General features: G+C 33.7%; 20 protein-coding genes. 9 read left to right on the forward strand and 11 right to left on the reverse strand.

Features of this window, described 5'->3' with window-relative positions:
- Positions 1-37: 37 nt before the first annotated feature.
- The 9 genes from SB689_RS00005 to SB689_RS00045 all read right to left on the reverse strand — a co-directional run bounded on the left by SB689_RS00005 (position 38) and on the right by SB689_RS00045 (position 8,782).
- Positions 38-478: a hypothetical protein gene (locus tag SB689_RS00005; RefSeq protein ID WP_410690038.1), complete on the reverse strand. Its 441-nt coding sequence runs from the start codon at positions 476-478 to the stop codon at positions 38-40.
- 556 nt (positions 479-1,034) lie between these two features.
- Complete coding sequence (locus SB689_RS00010) at positions 1,035-1,364, reverse strand: helix-turn-helix domain-containing protein (RefSeq protein ID WP_410690039.1); 330 nt, start codon at positions 1,362-1,364, stop codon at positions 1,035-1,037.
- The gene (locus tag SB689_RS00015; protein ID WP_410690040.1) at positions 1,361-1,642 is read right to left on the reverse strand and encodes a hypothetical protein; all 282 of its coding nucleotides are present in this window, start codon (positions 1,640-1,642) and stop codon (positions 1,361-1,363) included. Before SB689_RS00015 ends, SB689_RS00010 begins: the two co-directional genes overlap by 4 nt.
- A 236-nt stretch (positions 1,643-1,878) precedes the next feature.
- Positions 1,879-2,241, reverse strand: a complete 363-nt coding sequence (locus SB689_RS00020) for a transposase (protein ID WP_410690041.1) — start codon at positions 2,239-2,241, stop codon at positions 1,879-1,881.
- Positions 2,242-2,254: 13 nt separating this feature from the next.
- Positions 2,255-2,785: a hypothetical protein gene (locus tag SB689_RS00025; RefSeq protein WP_410690042.1), complete on the reverse strand. Its 531-nt coding sequence runs from the start codon at positions 2,783-2,785 to the stop codon at positions 2,255-2,257.
- Positions 2,786-2,803: 18 nt separating this feature from the next.
- Positions 2,804-4,192: an L-type lectin-domain containing protein gene (locus SB689_RS00030; protein ID WP_410690043.1), complete on the reverse strand. Its 1,389-nt coding sequence runs from the start codon at positions 4,190-4,192 to the stop codon at positions 2,804-2,806.
- A gap of 479 nt (positions 4,193-4,671) precedes the next feature.
- Positions 4,672-6,135 carry a hypothetical protein gene (locus SB689_RS00035; RefSeq protein ID WP_410690044.1) on the reverse strand — a complete coding sequence of 488 codons (1,464 nt, stop codon included), beginning with the start codon at positions 6,133-6,135 and terminating at the stop codon, positions 4,672-4,674.
- 342 nt (positions 6,136-6,477) lie between these two features.
- Positions 6,478-7,926 carry a helix-turn-helix domain-containing protein gene (locus SB689_RS00040; protein ID WP_410690045.1) on the reverse strand — a complete coding sequence of 483 codons (1,449 nt, stop codon included), beginning with the start codon at positions 7,924-7,926 and terminating at the stop codon, positions 6,478-6,480.
- 487 nt (positions 7,927-8,413) lie between these two features.
- Positions 8,414-8,782: a winged helix-turn-helix transcriptional regulator gene (locus SB689_RS00045; RefSeq protein ID WP_410690046.1), complete on the reverse strand. Its 369-nt coding sequence runs from the start codon at positions 8,780-8,782 to the stop codon at positions 8,414-8,416.
- Positions 8,783-8,896: 114 nt separating this feature from the next.
- On the opposite strand from SB689_RS00045, the gene SB689_RS00050 reads away from it, so the two are divergent.
- Together SB689_RS00050 and SB689_RS00055 are read left to right on the forward strand one after the other, a co-directional pair.
- Positions 8,897-9,502, forward strand: a complete 606-nt coding sequence (locus tag SB689_RS00050; RefSeq protein ID WP_410690047.1) for an FMN-dependent NADH-azoreductase — start codon at positions 8,897-8,899, stop codon at positions 9,500-9,502.
- 87 nt (positions 9,503-9,589) lie between these two features.
- Positions 9,590-9,769 (forward strand): bacteriocin-like protein, encoded by a 180-nt coding sequence (locus SB689_RS00055; RefSeq protein WP_410690048.1) that lies wholly within the window; start codon positions 9,590-9,592, stop codon positions 9,767-9,769.
- 77 nt (positions 9,770-9,846) lie between these two features.
- Here the strand turns inward: SB689_RS00055 and SB689_RS00060 are convergent, their stop codons facing one another.
- Positions 9,847-10,782 (reverse strand): YihY/virulence factor BrkB family protein, encoded by a 936-nt coding sequence (locus SB689_RS00060; RefSeq protein ID WP_410690049.1) that lies wholly within the window; start codon positions 10,780-10,782, stop codon positions 9,847-9,849.
- 685 nt (positions 10,783-11,467) lie between these two features.
- Between SB689_RS00060 and SB689_RS00065 the strand changes: the two genes are divergently transcribed.
- Entirely contained in the window at positions 11,468-13,330 is a 1,863-nt protein-coding gene (locus SB689_RS00065; protein ID WP_410690050.1) for an amidohydrolase, read from the forward strand.
- A gap of 105 nt (positions 13,331-13,435) precedes the next feature.
- Here the strand turns inward: SB689_RS00065 and SB689_RS00070 are convergent, their stop codons facing one another.
- Positions 13,436-13,924, reverse strand: a complete 489-nt coding sequence (locus SB689_RS00070) for a cupin domain-containing protein (RefSeq protein ID WP_410690051.1) — start codon at positions 13,922-13,924, stop codon at positions 13,436-13,438.
- 316 nt (positions 13,925-14,240) lie between these two features.
- Here SB689_RS00070 and SB689_RS00075 point away from each other — a divergent pair, with 316 nt between their 5' ends.
- From SB689_RS00075 to SB689_RS00100, 6 genes are all read left to right on the forward strand, one after another.
- The gene (locus SB689_RS00075) at positions 14,241-17,240 is read left to right on the forward strand and encodes a LamG-like jellyroll fold domain-containing protein (RefSeq protein WP_410690052.1); all 3,000 of its coding nucleotides are present in this window, start codon (positions 14,241-14,243) and stop codon (positions 17,238-17,240) included.
- A gap of 233 nt (positions 17,241-17,473) precedes the next feature.
- Positions 17,474-18,100, forward strand: a complete 627-nt coding sequence (locus SB689_RS00080) for a hypothetical protein (protein ID WP_410690053.1) — start codon at positions 17,474-17,476, stop codon at positions 18,098-18,100.
- Between the two features lie 53 nt (positions 18,101-18,153).
- On the forward strand, positions 18,154-20,184 hold the full coding sequence (locus tag SB689_RS00085; RefSeq protein ID WP_410690054.1) for a TonB-dependent receptor: 2,031 nt from the start codon (positions 18,154-18,156) through the stop codon (positions 20,182-20,184).
- Positions 20,185-20,252: 68 nt separating this feature from the next.
- Positions 20,253-21,575, forward strand: coding sequence for a PQQ-dependent sugar dehydrogenase (locus tag SB689_RS00090; protein WP_410690055.1), 1,323 nt, complete (start codon positions 20,253-20,255; stop codon positions 21,573-21,575).
- Positions 21,576-21,683: 108 nt separating this feature from the next.
- Positions 21,684-21,968: a hypothetical protein gene (locus SB689_RS00095; protein WP_410690056.1), complete on the forward strand. Its 285-nt coding sequence runs from the start codon at positions 21,684-21,686 to the stop codon at positions 21,966-21,968.
- A 402-nt stretch (positions 21,969-22,370) separates the two neighbouring features.
- Positions 22,371-23,111, forward strand: a complete 741-nt coding sequence (locus SB689_RS00100) for a hypothetical protein (RefSeq protein ID WP_410690057.1) — start codon at positions 22,371-22,373, stop codon at positions 23,109-23,111.
- Positions 23,112-24,115: the final 1,004 nt, after the last annotated feature.

The raw sequence follows: 24,115 nt of genomic DNA on the forward strand, positions 1-24,115 counted from the left end.
TTAGTAAGTTTATAAACCGAAAATCCTCCTTAAAGATTTAAACCAAAATGTCTAAATTGGTTTGAAGACATACATTTTCTGACTGAGTTCCCGTTACTGCCGTAGAAGAACCTGAAGAAGCTAGGGCAGTATAAGTCATATCACTAGCATTAATGCCTGACGGTACAATATCTTTTACTGAAGCATTAGCAATCGTTGTATTTCCGTTATTTTTCACAATAATTGTGTAAATGTTTTGATTTCCAACAGTATATTTTTGTTTATTATCGGTTTTAGTAATTGATAAATCATTATTAACTAATAAGTAGGTAGAAAGTTTACTTTTTACACTTTTAGAATTATATTGAACAATCGGAGAGGGAAGTTTTAAAGTACTGTTTTCCGCAAACAATTTGTTTGTTACAATACTGATAAATAACAAAATAAGAATATCGTATAGAAGTACCGATTGTATTTTCGAGATCATTTTATTTTTCATAATAAAGCTTATTTTAAATGGATTTTTTTAGATAAAAACAAAATTGACATTGCTGATAAGTCAATAAATAAGGTCTTTAAATTTGTGATGTGTTTTTGTATATAATTAATAAAGAATACTTTCGATTCATGAATCGAATTTCTAAATAAATTGAGTTTTTAGCTCATCATATTAAGATGATGAACAAAGATATTTGTTTAAGAAAGCTCATTAAAAAACACAGTAACCGTTTGATATAAAATGAATATAATTTTACTCTCTTTTATATAAAATAGCTGATGTGTTTTGTGTTATACAAAGGCTTTTCTTTACTGTCAGTGCTGAAATATTTATATTTGTCTATCTCGGTTTCGAGGTAATTTTTTTCATCATTTGTGTTTTTTTGAGCTTCCTTAGGGAAGCTTTTTATTCTAAAATAAAGGTGTAAATAGGACATCAAAAAAGGGTCTCTAAATGAGACCCTCAACACAAAAATCAAGAAAAAACTTTTATCGAATTTATCAGATTCGTAAAAATTTAGTCAGTTTTTCCTTGCTAAATACCAAATTGGTTTAAATTAAACTATAAAAATTTTCTTCCATTTACTGACGGTATTCCTACTCAGATTGTATTTCTTAGCGATTGATGTATTATTGAAATTATGTTTTTTTTGATACTCAAGAATTTGAAGAATTGCACTTTTATCATAAGAACGAAATTTCTGGTCTTCGCAAATATTGTAATTCAGTTTAGCTATAGAACAGAGCTTGTTATCAATATTAATAATGTCCAAAGAAGTCAATTTGGTTTTCTTAAGAAGAGGAAGAAGTTCCTCTTTGTTTTGTGCATATTTTTTACAAATTAGATCGGTATATATTTTTTTGTAATTAGGTGCTGTATTTTTCATTTTGATTCTATTATAGTGTTATAATAATTTTCTTCCACAAACTCTTTTAATGTTTGTTTTTGGTTTGTTGAAAGGCCTTGCAAATGATAGTAGAAGAGCATATATCTCTTTTCATCCTTTCCTTTTCTGATGTGTATTTTAAAGAAGTGCGAGAAAAGACCTTTTTCTATCTTCGAGAAAGTCACTTTAGTTAAAGGAACTTCCAGGTTTGAACTTTTCTTATATACAAAAGGATGATGGTATTTTATAGACAATACTTCTCCCGAACTTTCAAGCATAAAATATTTTATAATTGAAAATCTCCATAATAAAAAAAGTAAGCTTAAGATCATTATGAATGTTAAAAAATAACTTCCTCTGCACATAATGATTAATAAGATTAATAAAATATTGGCAAATATTAAACAAAAGATCGTCGTACTAATATTGGTAACCTTATTTTCTACTTTTATTTTCCGTATTTGCTTATCCATCGGTATAATGTAGTTTTTGGAATATTATATCTATCCATAACCTATTGCTTGGTTTTTTGATTGGTGCTGATTTCCTCCAGAATAAAATCGATTACCTGCTTAGTATATATGTTCTTTTTAAACTGAGGCAGGCTTATTTTCTTTTCTTTTTTAATCATAGTTTCATTATTTCCCAATGCGGGAGCATATAAAATGAGATGCTGAGAGTACAATCTGAAAAAATCATATTCCAAAAGTTTGCACAATCTTAGTAAAACCTCTGTATTTAAACCTTTGGACTCATACATTCTATGAACATCCAATTCCGTACATTTTATAAACTTGCAGATACGCGAAATTTCAATTTCGTTTTCTTCAACAGTTTTTTTTATTAAATCCCCTAAATGTATTTTTAAAAAATCCATCTTTTTAATCATTTTATTTCCAAAAACTCCAGACTTTACCATTAAAAACGGCAAACAATTTTGAGGTAGTATCGAAAACCATCATTCCAGGAGCGGGGTTTATTATATTTAAATGTGGATTGGCTACTTTAGGAAGGATCATTGCTTTATTGGTTGCTTCCAAAACCAGAATTCCCGGAGTCGCAGTGAGAGGACCGATTGTTGTTTTTGCAGTAGTTTTTTCTGTAAGAGGATTTTGAATATTTACCCCGTCAATATTGGTTACGGGATCTATCGTTGTTCCTGTATTATCAATGGAAAGATCTTTCCAGTTTGATGAATATTTTACTTTTATTTTGTGATCGGTTAAATCGTAAACCATAGTTCCGTTTACTGCTCCGGTGACGCTTGCGGTAGAAGTTACCCATGGTAGAATAATACCTTTATTGGCATTTCCAAATTCTAAGGAAACTGAAGAATTGGTAATTGTTGTTTTCCCAATCGCCACTTGTGCAATGACAAAGCAGGCTGATAGTGTTGCTGTTAATGTTAGTGTTTTTCTCATCCCTAATATATTTAATGTTTATAGTACATCCGGACATATTTGTTCATCAATACATTTCCAGTCTGTGCCGTCAAATAGGCTTAAACAGTCTAAAGTTGTATCATACACCATCATTCCTTCCACAGCTGTTAATGCGTTTTTTTGAGTTTTGTTTAATCTGTTCGGAACAAATCCTTTAGTTTTAGCCTCCAATGCTGCCCAGCCACCTTTTCTTGCGAGAGGCCAATTATTACCACTTGCTGCTCTTCCCAAAGATGTTATTCCGAAAGAAGTATTCAAAGCAGATCCTGTAGTAACAGGAGATTTATAACAGATACAGGCATTAGCTGAAGCATCTTTAGATGAACCTATTCCTTGTCCTTCATCGCTTCCTATATCAGAAATTCCACCGGCGTTCACTGGATTAGGAAATCCATTTACATTGATTCCGGAAGCAGTTGTGTTGATACTGCCATCAGAGTTTAATTGCGAATATTTTACATTTTCATCTCCCTCTATCGCATCAGGACATCCGTCACCGTCGGAATCTAAATCCAAATAATCTTCTATTCCGTCACCATCTGTGTCAACAAATTGAGGGTAGTCATTACAAAGATTATCGAATTTAATTTTTTGTTCATTTGAAAAACCTCCTGTTGAAGCTGTATATCCGTAATACACTAATTTATTTGTAGAAGAAGCTGGAATATTAAAAAAGGTCTGACAAAAATTATTCAAAGATCCGGAATAAGTAGAGCTTCCGGCTGAAATATTATCTAATTTATAGGAAAGTGTTCTTGTGGATGAATTCCATGAAATTTCTACATTGTGCCACGCACCATTTTCTATATTTCCGAGATCTATTGGGTTGCTTAAATTGGTTACTGTAGCTGATACATTCCAGTCTGTGTCCCAAATCATTCCATGGTCATTGGCAATATCTTTTGAGTTGGCAGCGTTTAAGAATGTATCCATTTCAAGGGCAATACCGTTTTTGATACCTGCTGCTCCAAGTCCGATTCCATCAGATCCAATAGCGTTTGTTCCCAAAGGATCATTTTGAAATACGCACGCAACACCATCAGCACCATTCGCATCTTTAGTTCCTAAATAAGCCTGAAATCTGATTGTAAATGAATCTTTAAAATTAATTCTATAGATAGACCACATCTGGCCACTTTGGCTGTTTGTATTGGCGGTAAGCCTTACTTCGTTGGAAGGAACTCCTGAACTTCCGCTAACGGCGGTACCTTTCAGAACAAACAAATCACTCATTGTAGCTCCATCCAGTCGTTTTTCTAAGCAATCTGATATACCGTCTTTATCAGAATCTAGATCGAGATTAGTTTTACTACTTTGTGCGTAGGCAGGATTTGTAAATCCGTAAACCAATATCAAAAATAAATGTAAAAAGTTAATGTGTTTCATCTTTAGTTTTATATAATTTTTTATTTCTTACTTGTTATTACCTTGTGAGAAAAAAAACAGTATCTATTAAAAAAATAATAGACACTGTTTTAAAAAGAAATAAATCTTTTCTGATCATTTGATTTATATAATTACTTTGGTGTCACAAAAATTCTGGGTCAAAGGTATTCGCTGAAAATGGCTTAAAAAAGACTATGTATATCTGTTTTAAATAAAAAGGAGAGTGTAAACTGGTGTAAAGAGCATTAAAAAAGGGCTATCCAAAAAGGATAACCCAGTGCTAAAAATTCCTATTATTCTTTAATTAAAAAGAAATAATAATGGCAAATGTAATGGTTCGTAATTTCTATCTGCTACATAACAATGTCTGTTTTATTTAAAACGGATATAAGAAATACTCAAAAAATATATTCAAATAAAAAGGCAATCAACACAATAGTCAACTGCCTCCCAAAATATATTACATGAAGAAAATTCTACTAATTATTATACACTAAAACCTGAATCTTTGTCAGCATCGCTTCGGTGTCTCCATCATATCCTCCATAATTTGACGGAAGATGATTGACGATCTGACTTCCAAACCATGCAGAATATCTGATTTTAAAAACATATGTTCCGGCAGGTAATGTTGTTGCTTTTAAAAAACTTACAGGAACGGGTAAATTAACTAAAGTTCCTCCATCTCCTGATGATACGTAGGCTGAGGAAATTTTCACTCCATTTTGTAGTAAGCTAAAAACCCCTTGTGTAGCTTGACCTGCCGTCGCTGTTGAGCGTATTGCATATCCTAAGACAGAAAATAGAAATGTCTGCGTTCTTCCGGGCGGCACCGTTAAGGTAATTGTTGCTCCCGGTACATCCGCTGTAGATCCCTGAGGAATTGTTAAAGCAGTTGTTCCCTGAACGTAATGTGCAGAATACACAGTTCCGCTTATCGCATTGATGGTTTGCCAGCTTGGTGCTGTTCCTGCTCCGTTTGAGGTTAAAATTTGTCCTGCTGTTCCGGCGCTTCCGGCAGTTGAAGCATTACCTCCGACATTTAATTCATTGGTAATTTGTAAAGCTCCGCTAACGTGTAATTGTTTTTGAGGAGTAGATGTTCCAATACCAAAATTTCCGTTTTCATTGATGATGGCTCTGTCTCCGCCACTTGTTCTAAATATTAAATCGGTTAGATTATTGATTCCATCACCTTTATAATTGGCTAAGATTCCGGATGCTAAGGTATTTCCAAATCCACCATTGGTTCTTGGACTAAAATAATATCCTCCAATCGGATCTCCATTCACTAAATTAGAAGGTGATGCTGCCGTTCCTCTGGAGCTTCCTAAAAATATTGATGGATATGCGGAACTTCCATACCCATTAAAATATAGATCATTTTCAACTGTATTTCCTTCATTATCAGAAACAATTTCCATTTTACTTCTGGGGCTTACAGTGCCTAAACCTACACGATTATTAGCTGCATCAATCGAAAAAGTATTCCCGTCAACTGAAAAACCATTTGTTGCTGTTGTTGTAAAGGTTAATGGATTTGCGCCTTGTGTAACGGTTCTAGATCCGGTTAATGTACCGTCTGAATTATAAATATTACTTCCAAAAGTAGAGTTTGTTGTAGTAATTAATTTAACCCAAACTGAACCGTCAAAATAATAATATCCGACAGTATCCATATTGGCAGTTGTTCCACTTTGTAATCCTGTACTAATGTCGTTTACATAAATTAAGGTGGAAGTTGGTATAGAGGTCATACTTTTTGCCCTCTGTCTGTCGACTCTTGGAAGTAAAAGCCCGTCTACATTGGTGCCATTTCCGGTAGCATTTTTGGCTACAATGTCTAGCGTTGAGGTTGGGGAATTGGTATTAATTCCTATCTGTGCCTTAGTTTTTAAAGTAGGTAAAAAAATAATGGCTGTGAGTAAAACTGTTTTTTTCATATTCTTTACGTTTTTGGTGGTATATGTGAGAGGTGTTTTATGCAAGCAGATGATGATTAATTACCAATAATTTTAAAAAACAATACTTCCTATTGAACTAGAAAGTATTGTCAGATAACATTTTTGATAACTAAAATTTTAACTTAAAGTTTTGATGCTTATTTGTTGGTGCTAAATTACTTTTAGAGTTTAAATTTAAAAAGCAAAGGCATACCTGTTTTATGTAAAAGGAATAATGAAACTTAAATAGATGGTTTAATGTGTTTGATTATCAATTAATTGAGTTTTAATTATTAATATTTTAAATCTCAATAAAGTGATTTGTTTTGATTAAAATGGATATTATTGTTCGGGATTATTTTTATTAATAAATTTAATAAACAGCGAGGGAGAGATCCCCGTAAAGGTTTTAAAGACCGCCGCAAACTTACTGTGGGTTGAAAAACCGCATTCCTCTGCAAGAACACTTATTTTATATTGCTGATATTTTTCGTCTGTGGTTAATTTATTTACAATGTAATTGATTCTCAATCTATTAATGTAAGTTTTAAACTCATCTTTTTTGTGAGTATTAATTACATAAGACAGATATCTGATATTGGTGTTTAATTTGGCGGCTAGAGTAGTGAGAGACATATTTTTATCATTAAACTCGTTGCTTTTTTCAAAGCTATCAAGCAATTTCAACAATTTCATTTCTGTTTCCGGAGACATTGGAGATTCGTTCTTTTTCTTTGCATCTATGTCTGGTTGATCTACATCTGCAAAGCTTTTTATATTTTTATTATCAGGGATTATCCGATGTTTAGATGCATCCGTTATTACCTTAAATTTTTTGTACTGTCGTTTGTATTTTATTCTATAAAATGTAAATATTGCTACAGATACAATAATCAATAGAAAAATAATTATACTTTTTACATTACTACTATAATTAAACTTTTCACTAGAACTGTCCAGTTTTTGGTAACTTTCATTAACAGAATCTTGAATTTGTTCATTCAGATATTCAGATAGCTTTATATATTTTTTATAATATTGAGAGGCTATTTCCGGTTTTCCTGTATTTTCATAATAAGTACTTAAACTTAAGTTTACTTGCTTTTCGAGCTCCAAATATTTCAATTTTATCGCAATTTTTTGTGCCTGATCAAGGTATTCTTTGGCTTTAACCCAATTTTTCTTTTTCATTTCAATAATTCCCAATCCATTGGATACAAAACCAAGAAGAAAAGAAGGTGATTTTAGAAGATCTTTAGCTTTAATAAAGAACTTTTCAGATTCAGAGTAGTTGGAAAGATCGAGATAACATTCTCCCAGTACTTCATAAGAGTTGGCCTTAATAAAATCAGTGTATTCTATATTATCAGACTCTATTTCTTGAAGATAAGATAAGGATGTATTAATGTGTTCAATTCCTTTTTGATATCTTCCTTTATAAATTTCATGGTAAGCAATTTCCTGATTAATTAGGATTTTTGCCTGAATGGCGTTTTTCTTATTTTTAATTTTCTTAGAAATTTCCTCAGCCTGAATAACATATTGTTCGGATTTATCATACAATCCCATCAAACGGTATTGCGTTGCTAAAAATCCAGTAATCCTAAAATTCCAGTTATGCTCATCTGCTTTAACGATAAATGATTTAGCTTTTTCGGCATAGGATAACGTTTTTCTATTATCACCTATCTGTTGATATAAACTGGCTGTAAGAAGTAAGCTTTTTGCTTTATTTAAAGGAGTTTTTGAAGATTTGTAAAGAGAATCTGCAACTTTAAATGCCTTAGGCATTGATTGCATAGAAGTCTCCACGTGAGTTTTTATACAAATGTGATCGAAATTATTTTTATTCTGTGCAGGGACCAAAATAAACAATAATAGAATAAACGGGTACAGGTACTTTACCATTATATTTTTATAAGATTATATAAGTAATTAATCTTTTTTATAATGAATAAAAGGAATTTAGCACGGCAAAAATAAGGATATTTTTAACGAATAAATGGAGTAATTCTTAATTATGGGTCGTGAATTACTATTCATAAAATATTAAAATTATCTCGCTTCCCATTACACGGGGTATGAGAGGAATTCATGATTCATATGATTTATAACATATGTAAATTCATGAAATTTTCTTGTTTTTATTACTTTAAAAAATGTAACCGTATGCACAGATTATTTAAAACCTTAATATTTCAGAAAAATATTAAGATTAGTAAATATTCAAAAATTTATAAAAAGGTTTATTAGTGCTCTGGAGTTACATCGGTGAAGTTTAGAACCCAGTCTGTTTGATCTTATTTCGATGTGTCTCACCCCAAATACTTAGCTCTGCCAGCACATTTTTTAATGTATGCGTATATTCTGTGGCTTCGTAAATTATACTGACTGGGGTAGTGGGAAATACTTTGCGCTCTATAAAGAAATTAAGTTCTAAATCTTTCAGTTCATTAGATAAAACTTTTGGAGATATACTGCCCATTTCTTTTTGAATTTCATTAAAACGCTTTGGTGACTGCACCAGACAAAGTATCAGAGGTAATTTCCATCTTCCGCTAAGAACATACATTGCATCGATGACGTTTTTAAGAGAACCGTCACATTCTGTTTTGGTCGGAAGGGTTTTATTTTCAGTGATTTCCATTACAACAAAGATAAGGACTTTCCTAAAAGTAACCGCTATCCTTTGGGTAACTGATTACTAATGTATACTTAACGGTCATAACTTTGTCTTGTTAAAATTATTAAATAAAATTTTATGAAACGTATCCTTCATTTGAAGTCGAGCCTGCTAGGCAAAGAATCATACAGCATTAAACTTGGGAATGCTATTATCGAAAAAATACAGGAAAAATATCCTGAAAATGAACTTGAAGAATTGAATCTGGTGGAAATGGAAATACCACACCTGACTCCAAAAGTTCTGCACACACTTTTTACTCCTTCAGAAAAACTGAACGAAGATGAAAAAGAATCTATCCGCCTTTCTGATGAGTTGGTGAAACAGCTAATGTCATCCGATATCATCGTTATTGGAGCTCCATTGATTAATTTCACCATTCATACCTCATTAAAAGCCTGGATCGATCATATTACCAGACCTGGTATTACTTTTGGTTATGGAGAAAATGGACTTCCGATGGGGAAAGTGACGGGGAAAAAAGTGTATGTCGCAATGTCTTCTGGAGGTGTTTATTCTGAAGGTCCGGGTAAAGCTAATGATTTCGTTGCGCCTTATTTAAAGGCTTTCCTTGGCTTTTTAGGAATGATAGACGTTACGGTTATTCGTGCTGAAGGGCTGAAAGTTCCCGACTTGAAAGATTTTGCAATGAAGAAAGCAATTGACAGCATTCAAATTGATTAATTGCTAAAATATTTTCCCAAAGTAAAGATAATCAATATAATATCAATTTTTTTAGTATATTAGTAATTCACTAAAAAACGAATTACTATGAAAAATTTAAAAAAACTTTCACGTATTGAATTAAGATCCTTAAATGGAGGAATTGTTAACTGTGCTAATATTCCACCTAAGGATTGTCCATGTAATCCACACACTACTTATAGATGTAATGGGGTATGTATCCCTTTGGGACAAGCTTGTCCTATTGGACCTATATCTATAGACTAAAGAAAAACTAAATTGAAATTCAAATATAAAGGCTACTGTTGAAGTAGCCTTTATTATTTTAAAAAAAACGTAATTTTTTACACTTTATGGTCTGATAGAGCAGAACTGGAATTTTCCTCGTACAGTTTAGCATTGCTCCATTTAGCATACTTTGAAGGAACTATTTTATAACCTTTCTTATAACTGTAGACTTTTGTGAATTCAACGCCAAAAAATACAAGCATACAAGAATAATTGATCCATAACATGATCAGAATAACCGTTCCTGCGGTTCCAAATGTTGAAGTAGGTTTAAATTCATTAAAATATAAATTCAGCAAAAATTTACCAAAAGTAAAAAGTATTGCAGTAAGAAATGCGCCTCTCCAGACAGGTTTCCAGCTTATTTCTGCGTCAGGTAACATCTTAAACATCAAGGCAAACAAAAGCATAACAACCGCGAAGGCTATGATGAAATTAATAATTTCAAAAAGTAAATACGTCTCCAGCCCAAAATATCTTGTTATAAAATTGCTGAATAAGCTGATAGCTGAAGACAATATCATGGTGACCATCAACAGAAAACCTAATATAAGAATCATTCCCAACGAGTTAGCTCTGTCCAGAATAAATTTTTCCCAGGCTTTTTTAGGGGCTGCTTCTACATCCCATAAGTTGTTTAATGACTTTTGCAATTGAAAAAATAGAGTAGTAGAACCGAAAACAAGCGATCCGATTCCAACGACCTTCATGATGATATTCTCTTTGTCAATCAATGCTCCGCTCACCATGCCTTCTACGCTTTTGGCGGCTTCAGCACCCATCAGACCGCTGATCTGATGACTAATCTCACCCTGAATTGCTTCCTGCCCAAAGAAATATCCGGCAATCCAGATAATGATGATAAGAAGTCCGGGAATTGAAAATATAGCATAATAAGCCAAGCTTGCCGAATTTTCCGAAGCGGTAGATTTATTCCATTCTGTAAAGGTTTCTTTTAAGACCTCCCAGAAGAACTTTATATTGCTTATCATATCTTTTATTTTTAAGTGATGGTTATAAAATCAAATCGTCTAGCGATGAACTTATCCAGTAATTTTACTGCGTCTTTATTGACATAAAAGACTCAGAGGATACATAAATATATTTAATCTGAATATTTAAAACGTAGCAATGTTTTTGCCAATTTTCTAATATTTGGGTTTTATGTACGCCGTTTTGATATAAATAAACATTAAAATTCACTTATAAGATACCACATGAAACTGCTATTACTATCTTAAATTTTATTCTTAGAGCAAATTTTTAAATAATAAGCTTCGTGAGTTTTTTTAGACTAATTAAAATAATGGTAAGATTAAATCCCTTAATAGTGGGGTTTTGTGTAAGATTGAAAATTTTAATATCATTATTATAATTGTAAACATAATGTGAATTAAATATTTAATGTAAAATAAATATTCAATATTGTGTGATAAAAAGTGTAATGAATGGATTTTTTTTATATTTTTAACACCTAAACTAATACCCGAAAATACAATGACAACGATTTATATCCCAATATCTACGTAATCGTAATACTTTACATATAATCCTATTTTATTTCAATTGAAAAATAAGCCTCATCCGATGATAGGCTTGTCTTACTATGTCAATAAAACAAATTAAAAAATATTAAATACAACAAAGACTTAAAACTAAATCAACCAAATCAATCCTATGGAAAACCACACACACGCTCATGGCTGCACACATTGCGCCTGCAACAATCCTGTTTTAGAAATTCTTAAAGAAGAACTTTTCAGTCCCGAAAATTTGGGAAAAATGAAGTCTAAATCGGCACAAAATGCCCAACAACAACCTCAGTCACTTTTGATCAGCGGAGGAACGATCCGACCAATGATTGGCGGTTCAACAGATACAGTTGAAGCTATCGGGATAGCCAATGGAAATGTTGTTATTGCCGGAAGCCATCTTAAAGTGGAAGAATTTATGATTAAAAACCATCATGGATTTACACCAAAAAAATTAACAGGCACACAAACTTTACTTCCAGGTCTGATAGAGCCACACGTTCACATCGTTCCGACAGCAATGATGACTGCCTGGATAGACGTGAGCCCTTTTAAAGAACAGGACTTACTGGAAGAATACGATTTGACTACTGTTGGAAAAGCGATCAACGGTAATCTTCCTACAAAGTCCGGATATGTTATTTTAGGCAGAGGATTAGATCCGTCGCTGATGCCATTTGTAGACAATAATGGGGTAAAAGAATTGGTAACCATCGATAATACTGTGCTTGACGGCATTAATTCGGATATACCTATGATGTTATTAAGTGCTTCTATGCATACACTTTATTTAAACACCAAGGCACTAACTTATGTGTATGATCACAATCTTGAACTGCATTTAAAGTATAAATCAGCTGCCGATTATATCAGTGCAACCAATGGTCAGCTTCAGGAAAGTTTAGAAATGACGCCGGCATTGAAAGTGATAAAAGAACAAGTTATTGCTATGGCTCAAGATATTGATACCTACCTTACAGAGCTTTTTCAATTGGCAAATTCAAGGGGAGTTACTTTTATGTATGATGCAGGACTGAACAGTAATTTTGAAAAACTGTTGACTACATATCTGGGCAGTAATACGGAGTTAGTAAGAACTGGCGGAGCATTACTTTGTGCGAATCAGTCGGAAGCTGATGGTTTGGGAACTTACACACCGCCAGTTAATTACGAGTCGGTATATTATGGACATGTTAAAGTAGTTTCGGATGGTTCAAACCAAGGATTAACTGGTTATCAGAGTACGCCTTATATATGCAATCCTGCTGATAATATTGGGATATTCAATTTTCCGCAGTCAGGGATTCCTGCAACTACGATCCCGCCAAATTATGATAAATTAATCAATACCGTAGTGGCGGGCAAAGGCTGGCCTTTAATGGTTCATGCCAATGGTGACCAGGCGGTATCATTTGCTATAAATGCTTATCAAAGCGCGCTTGCTCAATACAGAGGGTCAGAGCTTCGAAACCGTATAGAACACTGCTCGCTTCTAACAAGGAGTCAGATTACCCAAATGCTGCAAATGGGTGTTTCGCCAAGTTTCCTTATCGGACATGTAGGATATTGGGGATATGCTTTTAGTAAAGTAATATTCGGTGAAGAGAAGGCGCAAATGCTTGATCTTTGTGGTTCAACTCTTGCTGTCGGCATGAGAATTACCCTTCATAGCGATAATGAGGTAAGTCCATTAGGCCCTTTGAGGATGATGGAACAATCCATTACTAGGATCATGGAAAAGCATAAAGAAACTAAAGAAGTATTAAATAAAGCCGAATGCCTTACTCCCGAGCAGGCATTGATTGCTGTGACGTATGATGCTGCATGGCAATGTTATGCAGATCAGTGGGTTGGATCATTAGATAAAGGGTATTTTGCCGATTTCGTTATCTTAGGAGAGGATCCGCTTTCAATGACTACTGAATCTTCACAATATATGAAAATGAGAAACATTTCGGTATTGGAAACATGGTTGGGCGGTGTGCTTGTTTATACCCCAGAATCATAATAAAGAAAAGTATAGTTAAATAAGGATGACTTTTCAGGCATCTGTTACAAAATATCCCTTGCTCAGGCAGGGGATATTTATTTTTGAATAATTGAGTGAATTTTTTCAGTCTTTTTTATTTCTCGGATCATCCTTTGCATCTAAATAACTTATTCCCAACGGACCGATTGCCGTAACCTGTGTAATATAATCACCTGATTTAGCCCAATGAAAATGGGGAGTATTTGCAGGAAGTACAAGTACACTTCCCGGAGGATATGCCTTCAACTTTGAGTCTTCAAATTTATCTCCTATCCCGATATAAAATACCCCTGATATCACAGTATAAATACGGTCTTCAGGATGAACATGTGGTTCAAGCTTTAATCCTGCGGGTACTTTTACTCTTACTGTATAGAGTCCTGCTTTTGTAGGATCGCCAATCAAGACCGAAAGCCCTGCCGACTTTGGAAATGCAGGAAATGATGACCATTTGATGTCTTCAGGAAAGATGCTCCCCAATTTATTAGTTTCCAAACCCTGAGCCTGTATAGTTGTTTTTGAAAAGAATATCATCAAAAATAATATGAATGACAGTTTGTTTATTTTTTTCATAAGATATTTAATTTATAAGATTTTTATTTTTCTTGAGTACAGGGCAAAGTACGTTAACATTCTTCTTCTGGTTGCGTGATGTACATCACATTATAGAATACTTGAGATGTCATATTTAAATAAATAAAATTCAGAGCTTAATTTTGGAGTCAAGTTTAAATATTTATGAAGTTTTATTTGTTTCATTATTAAGAGAAATATTATGACTTTTTTGTGTATTTATCGTAATTAATTGATAGATAGGAGGTCGGCAGGATGGAGCAGGATGCTCATATTTGGGTTTGTAGGTAGATTGGTTAACACAAAATTAATACTTATGAAAAATAGAACTTTACTATTTAAGCAATCACTTAAATCTTTACTGTTTTGTGGATTGGCATTCTCCACTGTTGGTTTGGATGCTCAAACATTAGCATTTCCAGAAGCTACCGGTTTTGGTAGATATACTACAGGAGCGAGAGGTGCCGCAAATCCTCAAATTTACTTGGTTACCAATCTAAATGACAGTGGGCCAGGTTCGTTCCGTGACGCAGTGAGTCAGCCGGGTAGATTTGTTATCTTTAAAGTGGGAGGTATTGTTAATTTACAGTCAATAGTTGCGGTGCCTGCTAATACAACGATTGCGGGGCAGACAGCTCCCGGAGAAGGAATTGTGTTTTTAGGGCCAAGAGTTTCATTTTCAGGAGCCAATAATACGATTGCGAGATTTCTTCGTCTTCGTTATGGCGGAACATCTCAAAATCAGGATGCTTCAGGAATTGCGAATGGTGCTAATATCATTTTGGATCACATGACTTTTACCTGGGGTACAGACGAAGTATTTTCTGTTAACTGGGATGGTAACGGGACGAGTCCGGATAATATAACAATTCAGAATTCTATTATAGGACAGGGAATGCATCGCCACAATCACTCTGCGGGAGGATTAATGCAACCTCCTCCAGGCGGAAAGATTAGTTTAATCGGAAATTTATACATCTGTAATAAAACCCGAAATAATAAAATAAAAGGAATTAATGAGTTTGTAAACAATGTTGTTTACAATTGGGGGAATTACGGAAACACCTATGGTCACACCCAATCCGGTGAAGCTTACATTATGGGCGGAGATTCGGCAGGAGCTTCTTATGCGAATATCATCAACAATTACTTTATCGGAGGTCCCAATACAAGTACTACGGTTACTACACCTTTTAGTGTAGGAAATGCCAATTTCAATTTATATGGTTCCGGAAATTATTTTGATAACAATAGAAACGGGGTTTTAGATGGATCTTTAGTTCCTCAAGACTTAACGGGATATCCTGTAGGAGATGCCAACGCAATCATGGCGGCTCCGTATGATTATCCGATGAAAAATACGACAGTGACGGCTCAGACGGCATTCGATAATATTGTTGCAAAGGTAGGAGCTTCTTATCCGAGACGTGATCAAGTAGATAATTTAATAGTTTCAGATTTACAGTCGAAAGGAACAACTGCGACTTATGTTTATGTACAAACTGATTTAACGACTCAATTTGGTTTTACCAATGGAGGTGCAGGACATGTTTACGGTGCTCCGGCTCCTTTAGATACAGATAATGACGGGATGCCGGATGCGTGGGAAACTGCCAACGGATTGAATCCAAATGTTTTTGATGCTTTGAACGTAAGCACAACATATGCTCCATATTTGAACATTGAGGTTTATATTAATAATTTAACAAATACACCGGCTCCGGATTTTATTATTCCGCCATCGAATTTGAATTTCACAAATGCAGTCACAACAGGATCTACACCTTCAAGTTCTTTAACAGTGAACTGGAATGATAATGCTGCTAATGAAACCAAATATGTATTAGAGCGTTCTCCCGATGGAACAACTTTTTCAGTCATTGCAACACTTCCGGCGAATACAACAAGTTATAATGAATCAGGTTTAACACCAAACACTCAATATTATTACAGAGTTAAAGCAATAAATTCGACTGAATCTTCTGTTTATACTTCAAATACAGTTACTACACCGCCAATTCCGGCAGCTCCAACACAGGCAGCGAACCCGACTCCTGCAAATGGTAATACTGGCGTTGAGTTGAATAATGGTAATTTGCTTTTAAAATGGACAGGAAGTGCAAACACAACAAACTATACAGTTTATTTTGGAACGAATCCTCAAAATTTAACTAATATCGCTACGGTACCTTATTCTGCTACACCATCGTATCAGCTTACTAATTTAAGTCCGGCAACAAATTACTATTGGAGAATTGATGCAAACAATGCGCTCGGTCTTGCAACAGGAAATGTGTGGAATTTCCGTGCAATAACACAAAGTCTTGTCGGAAACTGGCCATTCATGGAAGCTCCATCAGCGGGTGAACAGATTGCAGATCTAACGTCTTTTGCCAATAATGGAATCTTAAATGTAGCCTATGATAATGCAAGCGTAAGAGTTCCCGGAAGAGAAAATTATGCCCTTGATCTGGCAACTTCACCGAATACGCCATACATAGCAAGTATTCCACATCAGGATCAGATCTTATTTAATACGAATTCTTTTACCGTTTCTTATTGGATGAAAGCTCCGGTAAGCATGATTCCATCGTCTTCTGCTACAAGTCTTTATGTATTGTGTAAAGGTTCATTTACCAAAAATACGACAACTGGTGCAACTGGTAAACGTTTTAATGTAGAGATCAAAGGCGGTCAGCTGAGATATGCTATCGATGATGACGTTACGAAAAAGGAAATCACATCCCCAATTGCCAATTATTTTACCAATAACTGGGTTCATGTTGTGATACAGAGAGATATCGTAGCACACAAAATGAGAATTTATACCAATGGAATTTTAAGTTCTGAAGGAGACGAAACTGCAGTAACAGGTATTGGTGAAGCAAGCGATCTGATCATCGGAAACATCGGTGAACTTGAATTTTTGTCAACTGCCAATGCTCCGGCTCCTTACAAAGGTGCATTTGATGAGCTTAAAATGTACAATTATGCATTATCTCCAACAGAAATATCTGCTTTGTATAATGAAGCGGTATTGGGTAATGCGGAATTCAGTATCAGCAAAAATGTGGGATCTGTCTATCCAAATCCTGTGAAAGACCAGATTTTCATTAAACTTCCGGAATATAAAAAATCAAGCTTAACAGCTACCATCATTGATATGACAGGAAGAGTTGTTGTTAAAGAAAAAATAAATTCAAACGGAAACGGAATTTTTAATTTAAATATTGCCGATAGAAAAGTATCAGGAAATTATATATTGAATGTTTCAGGAGATGATTTGAATAGTAATTTTAAAATTATTGTTAAATAGAGATTGACTGATTTATTATAAGAAAATCCTTTCAAATTTTTGAAAGGATTTTTTTGTTGAAGTTGGATAATAGTATGAAATCAATAAAAAAAACTCAAATTCCTGTTAACAAAACATTCTCTTCTCATTTTCATTAATCACGTATTCCCATAATTGCAAAACAATTTTTTTATATATTTGAAAATTGATGTTACAAGATAAAAACATCAGAAAAAACTAATACCAGCAAATTGATGAATAACATTGAGATTAGCGCATATATCGATGCTAAGAAAAAGAGTAAAATATACATTGAAAACGAAATTCGGAGTGCTCAGGATGTTTTGGCGCAAATAAAAGCTCAAAAGCCTGTAAAATGGTATCATAATTTTTACTACGTTCTAAAAAGAGTAGTTTTTATTTTTCTTGCTTCGATAGCGTTTTTGCTTTTGATCAGTACTTTTACGAGTGAAGACTTTTACCAAAAATATTTCGATGAGCATTATAATCAGGTTGTTACAGTGTTTTTAAATGATAATTTTGGAACACATTCTGAAATCACAGTTTCGCAAACTTCTGCTACTGATCAGAAAATATCCAAGACCATTTCAACTCAAAAAATACGTGAGGATTTACGTCAGAAACTGGTAGATCAGGTTTTTAATTATTCACTTATTGCTTTACAAATACTTCTTGCCCTGTTGGTGATTGTTTTCTGGTATATCGCGCGTTTAACAAGAAAACTTCATCTTAAAAACAAGCAGATACTTGATCATTATAAAATCAACTTAAATCTAATGAATCTATATTCAGAAGTTGTAAATGAACAAAATTATGAGATTGAATTTTTAAATAGCGCAACAACACGTAAGATTTACTAATTTTAATAACCCAAAAACAAAGAAAAAGAACAGTTTTTGCATAACACTATCCAATGACAAAACTATATCTTTTCTTACCCATCTTTTCTGTTTCAATTTTATTTTCTCAAAAAAGAGATTCGGCGACGTTGATTTCGGAGGTGAAAATTGATGCATACAAGAAACCTGCAAGTTTTATTTCTTCAACGAAATCAGTTTCAGTAGTTTCAGAAAATTTACTGTCTCAAAATACACCCGAAAGAATGCTGGAATCCATCAATCAAATTCCGGGAGCAAGAATGGAGGAACGGTCTCCGGGAAGTTATAGGATTTCTCTTCGCGGAAGCACGTTGAGGTCACCTTTTGGCGTTCGTAATGTCAAAGTTTATCTCGATGATTTTATTCTGTCTGACGCTTCGGGCAATACATATTTTAACGTCATTTCACCGGAATTAATTGATAGAATGGAAATCTATAAAGGTCCGGAAAGCGGAGATTACGGATCTGTGACAGGCGGAACTGTTCTTCTTCAAACCAAAGATTCCGACAACCTTTCTGCAAATCTGTCGATTGGAAGTTATGGAACTTTTAACCAAAGTTTTGATGTGTCAAAGAAAGTGGGAAAGCATTTTTTTGAAGTTTTTCAAAATTATTATCAGACCGATTCCTACAGAGAACAATCTAAAATGCAACGGAAGCAGATTTTCATTAAAGACAATTTTCAGTATTCAGAAAAAGGGTTGCTTAAAGCGGTAGCGATGTATTCCGATCTGGACTATCAAACGCCAGGCGGGCTTACTTTGCAGCAGATGGAAATCAACAGAAAGCAGTCAAGGTCAGGAACTGCAACAATTCCGGGTTCAAAAGAACAGGAAGCCGGAATTCGTAATAAAATGTTTCTGGCAGGTCTTTCAAACGAATATCAGTTCAATCAGAATTTCTCTCATTTTATTCTAATTCAGGGTTCTTATGTTGATTTTGAAAATCCATTTATTACCAATTTTGAAAACCGTTTTGAAAAGAATTTCGCACTACGAACCCACCTGAATTTTGGAAAAAATTGGAGTATAATTTCTTTAGCCTACAGACTTGGTTTTGAGGGCGGAATTAATGATATTTTGGTTAAAAACTATGATAATAATAAAGGTTTTGAGGGCAAACCACAAAATTTTGATCAGATTAAAAATACTTCAGGATTTTATTTTCTTTCTCAAAAACTAAATTTTAATGAAAAATTATTTACCGATATTTCCATCAGTTTAAATTCAAATTCTTACGATTGGGAACGAATTTATCCAACAACAGAAAATGGAAAGGTAGCGTTTAAAAATCAATGGCTTCCTAATTTTGGTTTGACCTATCTTTTAGGAAAAGGTTTTTCAGTCCGCGGGAAAATAGGGAAGGGGAATTCTGCGCCGACGAATGAAGAAATCCGTTCATCGACTCAGGAATTTAATGCCAATTTAAGTCCAGAATATGGCTGGAATAAAGAAATCGGAATCAGAAAACAGTTTGGGAATTCTCTTTTTGTGGAAGGTAATTATTTTGATTTTCGACTGAAAGATGCGATTGTGAGGAGACAAAATGAAGCCGGACAGGAATATTTTGTAAATGCAGGAGAAACGGTGCAGAAAGGTGTTGAAGTTCTTTTGGAATCTAAAAGTTTTGATTTGAAAAATGATTTTTTCAGTCGATTTAAATTTCGTTTTTCGGGAAGTTTTTACAATTTTAAATTTCAAAATTATCAGCAAAATGATAATGATTTTTCAGAAAATGATTTGACCGGGGTTCCAAAAACAACAATTAATTCTTTAGTGAATTTTATTTTTTTCAGAAAACTCTCTGTTGATTATTCCCACTTTTACACCTCAAAAATGCCTTTGAATGATGCTAATTCTGTTTGGTCTGAATCAAATTTAGTTGGAAATATCCAGTTCAGATTTCCTGTAAATATTGATAAAACAAGACTGAATTTATACCTTCAAATTCAAAATCTTTATAATACAGATTATGTGTTAGGTTTTGATATTAATGCGTTCGGAAACCGTTATTACAATCCTGCCGCCAAAAGAAATTTTGTGTTGGGTGTTGAGGCGAAGTTTTAATTCAAAAGGCTGTGGAGGTCTAATATTTGTATTTATAGTATTTCTTAATCATCAAATCTCAATAAAATATGAAAAATTATCTTTTTTTACCTGCAGTTGCATTGTTTTTTTTCAGTTGTAAGGATAATAAAAACAAGTCCGGTGAAGGTGGACAAGCCAATGAAGTTGTCACTAAAACCGATACTTTAAAATTACCTCCGCCCGATGAAAAGAACTCCAAAAACAAATTCAGTAATGTTATCGGATGGGGCAAAGACAAAAAGCCAACTGCTCCTGAAGGTTTTACCGTAACCCGTTTTGCTGAAAATATTAAAAGTCCGAGAAATATGATTCAGGCAGAAAATGGAGATATCTTCGTGGTGCTCTCCAATTCTGAACGTACTGTGACAGAGAAAGTTAAAAACGACATCAGTGGAAAAAGTGATGCTGAGGTTGCCGGAAAATCTGCTAACACAATTATCCTCTACCGTGATGCCAACAAAGATGGTATTCCGGAATCTTCCTCTGTATTTTTAGCTGGACTCAATCAACCTTATGGAATGCTGATTATTAAAGATCAGTTTTATGTGGCCAATACCGATGGACTGTATGTTTATCCTTACAAATCAGGAGATACAAAAATAACAAAACCGGGAAAAAAGATAGTGAGTCTGCCGGCAGGAGGTTACAATAACCACTGGACAAGAAATTTAATTGCGAATAAAGATCAATCTAAAATTTATATCTCTGTTGGATCGGGCAGTAATGTCGGCGAAAACGGAATGGATAAAGAAGTAAGAAGAGCCAATATTCTGGAAGTAAATCCTGATGGAAGCGGGAAAAAAATCTATGCAGCCGGACTAAGAAATCCTGTCGGTATGAGCTGGAATCCTGCTACCGGAGCTTTATGGACCGTTGTGAATGAAAGAGACGAATTGGGTGATGAGTTGGTTCCGGATTATCTTACAAGTGTGAAACAAAATGCATTTTACGGTTGGCCGTATGCTTATTATGGGAAAAACGAAGATCCACGAAGAAAAGGCGAAAAGCCTGATTTGGTAGCAAAAACCATTGTTCCGGATGTGCCTTTAGGAAGCCACACAGCATCTTTAGGATTAACATTTTATACAGGCACTCAGTTTCCGGAAAATTATAAAAATGGTGCTTTTATCGGACAGCACGGTTCGTGGAACCGTTCCTCATTGGTTGGATATCAGGTTGCTTTTGTTCCTTTTAAAAATGGAAAAGCTTCAGGTTCTTATCAGCCATTTCTTACAGGTTTTATAGCTGATGAAGCGAAAGGTGATGTTTATGGAAGGCCTGTCGGTGTTCTTCAGATCGCTGATGGATCTTTGCTCGTAGCGGACGATGTAAGCGGAATTGTCTGGAGAGTTTCTTACACTAAAAAATAATCAGAAAATGAAAAAGCAACTTATTGAAGTTGCTTTTTTAGGCTTTATGTTACAATTTGTTAATACAAAACGTAAATATTAATTTTATAAAAGCCGTACTTTTGTTTAATGAAAAAGAACAAAAAAATGGTAACCAAAGCTCAGTTGGATGAACTTAAAGATTTAAGACATCATTTAACTCCGCAGTTATCAATTGACAATAAAATTAATACTTTGATCCAGGTAAGTCATGTACTTAGGACGATTAATTTTACGAGTACCTTTTCAAGCAATATTTCTACAGAATTTACCGGATTGGAGGTTTTTGGAGATAGATATAACAATTTCCCGAAAATAACTTCCGTTATTGATGATGCTATTTCATATTATGATGAGCAGCTAAAGTCATTTTAAAATTATAATTTTTCATAAAGATTAGGATACTCTAATTTTCTTACCGTTTAAATATATTATTATGCGGATCGGGATATACATTCAAATTCCTTTCCGCAGGTTAATAAATTAAATATAAAGCCTTTAAATATTACTATTTGAAGGCTTTTTTTGTTGAAATATATTAAAAACATGCATTGATTTTCATGAAAAAGATAAGTCGGCGAATAATAAAATAGGATAGACAAAAAGTTAAGAACAAAATATGTCCAATACGAAATTAGCAGTATTATATAGATAAATATCTACGTGTTTATCGATATATTTCGATGTGTGTTTTAAGTTATTTTAAATCGAAATATCGGTACTTTGCGACGTAAAAAATTAATTAAAATTGCTTTTTTGCATTAAAATATACTAAAAATGAAAAAAATATTTTTTTTACTGATCCTTTCAATATATTCTACAATTTACGCTCAAGTGGGAATTGGAACATCTACCCCTCAAAAAAGTCTTCATGTGAATGGTGCGTTACAAATTACAAATGAACTTAGTGTTGGAGGTAATAGCAATACTGCAGGTTCGCCAGGTCTTATTGGTCAGGTCTTAAAATCAAATGGACCAGGTGCTGCACCTTCATGGCAAACTTTAGCAGGTGTGCCAACATCAACAGGAACGGTTATAGCTGTTAATGGACAGTTTTTAGTTGCGCAGGAAATTACTGTGCAAATGACTGCTGACTTTACAGCCGTTGGCTCTCCAGGAGCTACGGTAGCTAATCCCATTGGTAATCTCAATAATGAAATCATTGATAATGAAAATCTTTATGCAGGAACGGCTACAACCAATTCTTTTAAAGTATCTGCTGATGGGGTTTATCAGATTAATATGAATGTGCAGATTTCTACCGCCAATGGAACTTCCCCGGTTATTGGTATATGGAACAATACTACGGGATTATGGGTAGCAAGGGTAAATGATGCTTATGTAGCGCCTACAGCCGGATTACAAACATATACTTTAATTACCTCAATTCCGATGTTGGCAGCAAGTACCTATTCGTTTAGAGCTATAAATACGCAAGATTACACACTTAAATATTTAAGCACAGGTTCTACAGGTTCAGGTCCCGTTACGCAGGTATCTGTAAGACGATTGAAATAAGCCGATAAATAAATAGTAAATAAAACCAATTAATTTTTGCAGAAAATCGCGGTGATGTATTAATATAGATTTAATCAGTATTTAAGTAGATAAATTCAAATCCTTCTTTCCGCAAGTTGAGAAACTAAATAAAATCAAAAGCCTTTAAATAGTAATATTTAAAGGCTTTTTGTATTAAAAATATATTTAAAATTGTAAAATTTTAACTGAGAAAAAAGCAATTCGGTGAGCAGTTGAATAACATTTATACCCACCGAATCAAATAATAAAAAACTTGTTTATCAATTATTCATATTAGCCAATCGGGTTAAATTTTTCCGCTAATATTTTTTTAACCATTTATAAAGTGTCGTTTTAGGTATTTTATATTCACTTATTATTTGTTGTTTTGATTTTTCGTTAGTTCTTAATAGATCTAAAATGAAGTCTATAATTTCAATGGTGTAAATGTTTTTTCTAAATTCCGGCAGTTCAGTTTTCTGATTCTTTATTTCATTACAGGTAACAGAGGAGGGAGGGGAATATAATAGAAGGTGTTGTGAATAGATCCTAAAGAAATCATATTTTAATAATTTACTCCATTTTAGAAGTGTTTCTGAGTCCAGAGAGGCACTATTATACATCTTTTCAAGATCTTCTTCGTTGCATTGTAAAAAATTGATAATTCTTTCTACAGAAAAATCTGTTTCACGGACTCTTGTTTGTACTAATTTGCCGATATGAATATTCTTAAAAAGCATAGTTGAAAAATAAAAGATGATGAATAGTTATTTCATTATCAAGTAAATATGAAGTTTCAGATAACACGAAATTAATTTTAATTCTTCTTTTTGTCTCCTCATTTTATACAGGGCAGTATTACCCTGTATAACTAATTTTCGACTTATTTGTGTGTTTAGAATCCTCAAATTTTTTTTACCCAATATTTATAAAATTTGACGGGGCAATATTACATCAGAAGACTAGGTTTTGCAAATTATCACGTATGACACGGATGTTACATG

Source organism: Chryseobacterium sp. SIMBA_038, from assembly GCF_046535115.1.
Taxonomy (GTDB): Bacteria; Bacteroidota; Bacteroidia; order Flavobacteriales; family Weeksellaceae; genus Chryseobacterium.